Consider the following 6,358-nt stretch of genomic DNA (forward strand, 5'->3'; position numbering starts at 1 on the left):
TAATTAGGCAACATTTGAGTTACGATTGCGATTATAAAAATTGATATACCAACCAATGGCTGCTTGGACTTGCGTTAATGTTTCGTATGCCTTCAAATACACCTCTTCACGTTTCAATATTGAATGAAATGCTTCCATACGGCCATTATCGTATGGATGTCCTTTGAGTGAATATGAATGTTTCAAGCCATAATTTTGACATTTAATATTAAATTCAGCACTCGTGTATTGTGACCCCATATCTGAATGAATAATTAACGGCTTTCGATGCTTATCTAAAGCCATCTGTAAGGCACTTGTGGCTAGCTCGGCTGTCATTGTATCGCCAATTTTATAGCCCAATACCTTTCTCTTCTCAGGATCCAAAACGGTCGCTAAATAGACCCATCTGTGGTTAGTCAACTGAATATAAGTGATATCTGTTTGCCAAACACCGCTCAAATCATGCAAGTGTCTAATCAGATTGGGTTTTTGATCAACAGTCACCACAGTTTTTGGCTTTCGATAACGTTTTTGCATGCGTGATCTAATCCCTAATTCACGCATTAATTTGAGTGTCATATATTCAGATATTTTTGGACAGTCATTGTTTAGTTGACTATAAGCAGCAATACGACGATAGCCATAAAATTTAAAGGTTTTCCAAACGTCTAAAATATAAGGTTTTAGGGATTCTCTACGCTTTTCTTGTTGACTGGGCTGCCAATGGCGCCAATTGTAATAGGTACTAGATTTGATTTTAAGTGCACTTAAAATACGCACAAGCGCGTAGCCTTGTGCTAAAAATTGGTTAACGAGCGGCAATCCCACATTACGGACTATTTTTTGGCTAGTAAGATGGCCGCTCGCTTTAAAATTTCGTTTTCTTCCTCCAAAATAGCGAGGCGCTTCTCTAGTTGCTTGACGTCTTTTAAAGTCTTTGACTGACCCTTGATCATGATTGGGGTAGCTTGTTTAACCCAAATAGCAATAGAATCTTTCGACGGACCAAATTCTTCTGCTAATGATTCAAGTGAACGGCCTTCTTGGTGAAGTTTAACCAATGAATCTTTGAAATCTTGTGAATAACGAATTGACATAAAAATACTCCTATACTTTCATTTTACGGACTGAATAAAAATAGTCCATTTTTTTAGTATAAGAGCAGTATAATATGAAGTGAATATTAGGGAAGCCATAAAATTAACCGGTTCAATCATTGCCGGTTTAAGCGTACTGGTTGGGGATGATGGACAATAGAGTTGATTTTCGGTAGAAGAGTTTAGCCATGACTCAATTAATAGAAACCATGAATGTCGAGCATCTAAGTGGGGCAGATTATATTCGTTCAAAAAAAGGTTGTGCGTTCAGCTTGTAATGGTTATGATTGGAGTACTTAGAAAAAGGGGGTGGCAGTGATGAAAAAGAACTGGCAATTAATGATGGTGCTTGCTGTAAGTGCCATTGCGCTAGTCTTTGCTTTCGGTTTAAAGCAACCATTGATCGCGCAAGGGCTGATCACGGTGATGGGGTCAATCATTGCTTTAATTATGTTCTGGGGCATGGTGAAGACAATTCGTTCTGGTAACTTCGGCGTTGACTTGCTTGCCATTACGGCGGTTGTTGCCACCTTGGCGGTTGGCCAGTATTGGGCTGCGATGATCGTGTTATTGATGCTGACTGGTGGCGATGCGCTTGAAAGCTACGCAGCAACAAAAGCAAGCAGTGAATTAAAGCAATTACTCGAAAATGCACCGACAACCGCGCATCGTATGGTTGATGGACACGTTGAAGATGTTGAAGTTGAGGCCGTCCAAGTTGGCGAAACGATTTTGGTTAAGCCGCAGGAAGTCGTGCCAGTTGATGGTACGGTTTTGGCAGGTGAGAGTTTGGTGGATGAAGCCAGTTTGACGGGTGAATCTAAACCGGTTGCCAAAAACGCAGGTAGTGACATTATGTCTGGGACCGTCAATGGTGACGCTGCCCTAACTGTTAAGGTCACGCAACGGGCTGAAGATAGTCAGTATCAAGGGATTATTAAACTGGTTAAGGAATCCGAAGCGCGGCCAGCACATTTTGTTCGGATGGCTGATCGTTATGCGGTACCGTTTACGTTGATTGCTTATGTGAGTGCGGGTCTTGGCTGGTTCTTCTCTGGCGACCCAGTTCGTTTTGCACAGGTATTGGTTGTGGCCTCGCCTTGTCCGCTGATTCTGGCCGCGCCAATTGCGATGGTCTCCGGCATGAGTCGTAATAGCCGCAACGGTATCATTGTCAAGTCAGGGACTACGCTAGAAAAGTTAAGTGATGCTAAAACCTTTGCCTTTGATAAAACCGGCACCGTGACACGCGGTATTTTAAAAGTTGCGACGATTTTGCCACAAGCCGGTTTCTCACAGGATCAGCTTTTGAAGCTAGCCGCAAGTGCGGAAGGTCAATCGACTCATATTTTGGCGCGTTCACTGACAGATGCTGTGCCGACAGCTGATCGGCTGCCAGCGACAGATGTGTCGGAAACAACTAGCTTTGGCGTTAATGCCACGGTGGATGGCCGCAAAGTCAAGGTCGGTAAAGCCGAGTTTGCTGGGACGAAGGCTACGGTTGATACGACTGCCGTGTATGTGAATGTTGATGGCCAATACGCAGGTGCGATCACATTTTCCGATCAGATTCGTCCAGAAGCAAAAGAAACGATGACGAAACTGCACGAATTAAATGATGCTAAGCTGATTATGATTTCTGGCGATCAGCAGTCAATCGCTGATAAAGTGGCGGCACAGGTCGGCATTGACCAAGTCTATGCGGAACAATTGCCACAACAGAAGATTGAAGTTTTGGATAACGTCCCTAAGGATGGCCGGCCAGTTGTGATGGTTGGTGATGGTGTCAATGATGCACCTTCATTGGCGATTGCTGATGTCGGCATTGCAATGGGTGCACATGGGGCAACCGCGGCAAGCGAATCGGCTGATGCCGTGGTTCTGCGCGACGATTTGGCGAAAGTTGCTGCGGCCACTTTAATTGCTAAGGAAACCATGGTCATTGCCAAGCAAGCGGTCCTCATCGGCATTGCGATTTGTACAGGTTTGATGTTAATCGCCAGCTTCGGTGTCATTCCAACAATTATTGGCGCAATGCTGCAAGAAGTTGTCGATACCGTGACGATTCTCTATGCTCTGCGAGCGCGCAATGGCTTGCATCGGCAGGCACTTGTGGATCCTGTCCGGGCAACTGCTGAACGTGAACAGATTCAGCAGATCAACTAGTAGAAAACCCAAAGACCCGCATCAATTCGACGTAGCTGTCGAACTGATGCGGGTCTTTTGTGAGACTTAAAAGTTGTTTGAATGATATGATAACGTAGCGAAACGCTGATGATGGTGGGAGAAGAGGCCATTATCAGCGATTTTCGAAAGTAGCAAAGGTCTAATGCTGCGGTTGACTGTTTTTGTTTGCATCTTGCCCTGTGGGATTGGAAGAAGATGGCGCAGAGGAACTTGGTTTTGAACTACTGCTACCACTCGCCGTTTGGTCCCCAAGTCCACTGAAAGGAACCGTCGCTCATTGTGACAGACCTGATCGTCATGTCATCAACGGCTTTGCCTTGGATTTTGATGGATGCAACTGCATCGTCATAGGTTTTATACAAACCGCCGCTCAAAACGGCCGTCATGGGCTCTGCTTTGTTGGCTGATGCTGATATTGACGAGGAAGCACTTGCACCAGCATTATTGTCGGTGCTTAAACTTGTCCCACTCGGTGAAGTAGTCGGTTGACTCGGAGCTTTCTGGCTCGGTTGACTTGTTTGATCAGAAGCTTGACCTGCAGTTGTCGCGTGATTCCCAGACACGCCGCTAGCTGGTTCACCAGTGTCTTGCTGATTTTGCCGACCAGTAGTTGCGGTTTGCTTGGTTGAAGATGTGTCTGTCGATTCCATTGCCACGGTCGTATCATTGTTAGCTTGTGATTTCTTCGCTACTTGGACCAAGGCAACACGTTTTTGGCAAAGTCCTGATTTTCGACATTTTCAATGGCGTTGATGGCTAGGTCAATGTTACTGCTGCTCAGATCGGCCTTTGGGTGCTGTAAATTCTGGTCGTTATAAAGTTTTTTGATCTGCGCAATCGCTAAAGATTTCTTGTAAAGTTGTGTGACAGCTTGCTGATAGTCAGCTGCAAATGCCGGTTTGATTGCGACAATGGCCTTATAGGCTGCACTGGCTCGGGTACCTTCCGATTCGATCTGCGCCAGATTACTACTCTGGGCGTTAGTTGCCTGTTGAATTTGTTGTTGCAAGCCTTGATAGGACTTATTAAGATCCTGAGCTGATAGCTTTTTTAAATCATGCTCAGGCTCTTTTTGGGCTTCTTGTAAGCCTAATTGTTTGGTTAAACCATCGCTAAGCTCAATCACTTTGTTGCTTACTTGCTGGATCTCACTTAAAGCACTATGGATCACGGCTTTATCTTTGGCCCAGGTGGCCACGTAACCGAGTGAGTAGTTGCTGGTATCAACGCCAATATTTTGCATGGCAACATATGCGACCGCTTCGGCTTGCGTTTCTTGATAGGCTCGTGGCCGATCTTTAAAGGCGGATTTTAATCCGTGTAGCTGGCTATGCGCATATTCGTGATATAACGTCTTTAGTTTCAAAGCATTGTCGGGCTCATCGCCACCAATGACGATTTCATTAGTGCTGGGTTGAAAATAGCCTTTAGCGCCACCAAGTTCTGACAATCTCTTTTCACTGACTTTAATATCAGTATTGTTATTCAAATAATTTTTGAGTTCGTTATATAGGTTAGTAACGTTTTTATGATCCGCTAAATTTTCTTTGACAAAATCTTTAGCACTTAGGACTGGTTCGCCGCTTGTCTGTGATATGTCAAATACTGGAATATAGCGATAACCAACTATGGCTTTTTCTTCGGTCGTATCAAGCCTTTTCTGATCCTCTGGAGTTAGTTTTTTAATAATAGGGGCCGCAATCCTGATCCCTTTTTCTCCTTTATTTACTGATCGTTTAAAATCATTCTGCCATTTTTTAAAGCCTGCAACTTGGCTGGCACTTGGATTTTGAGAATAGATAAGGTCAATATTACGTTGGCTATACCGGTGAAACTTTGCTACGGTATCAAGATAACTTTTAAATTTTTCACTATCAGTTAGTTTTAAAATTTCTTTTTCGGCATTTTCGACAAGCTGCCTTTTCCATTTTTCAGTTTCAACTTTACTTGGCATGATTAACCCTCCTCGGCGTCTACAAACTCTACAGAATTATCAATTTGGGGTAACTTGATAGATTGTGTGCCGTAAAGTGCTAAATATTCAGCATTCTTTTTTTGCCACGCAACTTGAATATATTTGCCATTACCCGCAACTTCTGATAGGTACTTATAACTGCTTTTATCCGTCAAAATAGGTAATTCGCTTGCTAATGCTTCCAGTTCATTTTTCATGATATATCCTCCTTCTTTTACAATTACACTCGTTGGTTAGGGGGTTAATGGAACATCCATACGAAAAGTAGCGGTAGGAAGCCGAACACTCAGAATGTTTGTTATCTGAATATACGGTTTTCTACCGCTATTTTAAAATTCGTATTGGTTACGGACCTACTGATTCCTCAGAGGTTACCGACTTTTGCTAAGTCAATAATCTGCTGCTCAATTTGATCTCTGACCTTCCGAAAAACTACTATTCTATCCTGTTCGGATCCAGCTGCTAAAGCCGGGTCTGGAAGTGGCCAATGCTTTTTCTTGACCGTTGGTGGGGTGACTGGACAGCGATCACGAGCGTCTCCACATAAGGTGACAACTAGGTCACTGTGAAGCAAATAATCGGGATCAATTAACTTTGATGTTTGCTGGGAAATATCTATTCCTTTTTCAGCCATAACTTTAACAGCCAATGGATTCAAGCCATGCACCTCGACTCCCGCACTGGCAACGCGCCAATCATTGCCTAAAATTTTTTTAGCGAATCCTTCAGCCATTTGACTTCGACAAGCATTTCCAGTACATAGAAAATAAATTTGTGTCATCATTAATCCTCCATCTAAACTATTAGTGAACCAAAGCAGCTACTAAATCCATGTCTAAGTAACTGCTAAACTCGTTAATGGTTGGGTATTCACCGGTTTTTACCAACTGACCATCCACTAACGTAATTGGTAAAGCATTTATACCCTGACGTTTTAGTTCTTGGGCAACAATCGGATTTCGAACAAAGGCATCGGGGTTCTGGGCTAAATTACGACGAATGAACATGGCCTGCCCCTGTGCATTCACACTGACATACCGCTGAATGGCCGTTGTTTGAATCAATTCCTTATCAACGCTGGGACCACAAACACCGGTTGAACAACACATTGCTGGTT

At 43.6% G+C, this 6,358-nt stretch carries 8 protein-coding genes; 1 reads left to right on the top strand and 7 read right to left on the bottom strand.

Translation table 11 applies throughout. From position 1 onward, the window contains the following. Window positions 1–3 precede the first annotated feature (3 nt). Complete coding sequence (locus ACWQAU_RS14880; protein ID WP_045353636.1) at window positions 4–810, bottom strand: IS3 family transposase; 807 nt, start codon at window positions 808–810, stop codon at window positions 4–6. An 8-nt stretch (window positions 811–818) separates the two neighbouring features. Beyond that, window positions 819–1,079, bottom strand: coding sequence for a transposase (locus tag ACWQAU_RS14885; protein ID WP_045353638.1), 261 nt, complete (start codon window positions 1,077–1,079; stop codon window positions 819–821). Window positions 1,080–1,397: 318 nt separating this feature from the next. Between ACWQAU_RS14885 and ACWQAU_RS14890 the strand changes: the two genes are divergently transcribed. Further along, window positions 1,398–3,245 (top strand): heavy metal translocating P-type ATPase, encoded by a 1,848-nt coding sequence (locus ACWQAU_RS14890; protein WP_045353640.1) that lies wholly within the window; start codon window positions 1,398–1,400, stop codon window positions 3,243–3,245. 248 nt (window positions 3,246–3,493) lie between these two features. On the opposite strand, the gene ACWQAU_RS14895 is transcribed toward ACWQAU_RS14890, so the two are convergent. From ACWQAU_RS14895 to arsD, 5 genes are all read right to left on the bottom strand, one after another. Then, window positions 3,494–3,967, bottom strand: a complete 474-nt coding sequence (locus ACWQAU_RS14895; protein WP_162551032.1) for a hypothetical protein — start codon at window positions 3,965–3,967, stop codon at window positions 3,494–3,496. Further along, entirely contained in the window at window positions 3,955–5,220 is a 1,266-nt protein-coding gene (locus tag ACWQAU_RS14900; RefSeq protein ID WP_228403067.1) for an ArdC-like ssDNA-binding domain-containing protein, read from the bottom strand. Before ACWQAU_RS14900 ends, ACWQAU_RS14895 begins: the two co-directional genes overlap by 13 nt. 2 nt (window positions 5,221–5,222) lie before the next feature. Then, entirely contained in the window at window positions 5,223–5,438 is a 216-nt protein-coding gene (locus ACWQAU_RS14905) for a hypothetical protein (RefSeq protein ID WP_003713050.1), read from the bottom strand. Between the two features lie 167 nt (window positions 5,439–5,605). Beyond that, the gene (gene arsC, locus ACWQAU_RS14910; protein ID WP_004563097.1) at window positions 5,606–6,022 is read right to left on the bottom strand and encodes an arsenate reductase (thioredoxin); all 417 of its coding nucleotides are present in this window, start codon (window positions 6,020–6,022) and stop codon (window positions 5,606–5,608) included. 22 nt (window positions 6,023–6,044) lie between these two features. Further along, window positions 6,045–6,358 (bottom strand): arsenite efflux transporter metallochaperone ArsD (arsD, locus tag ACWQAU_RS14915; protein ID WP_133174775.1); only part of this gene is annotated, 314 nt, incomplete at its 5' end.

This window comes from Lactiplantibacillus sp. 3062, from assembly GCF_055413545.1.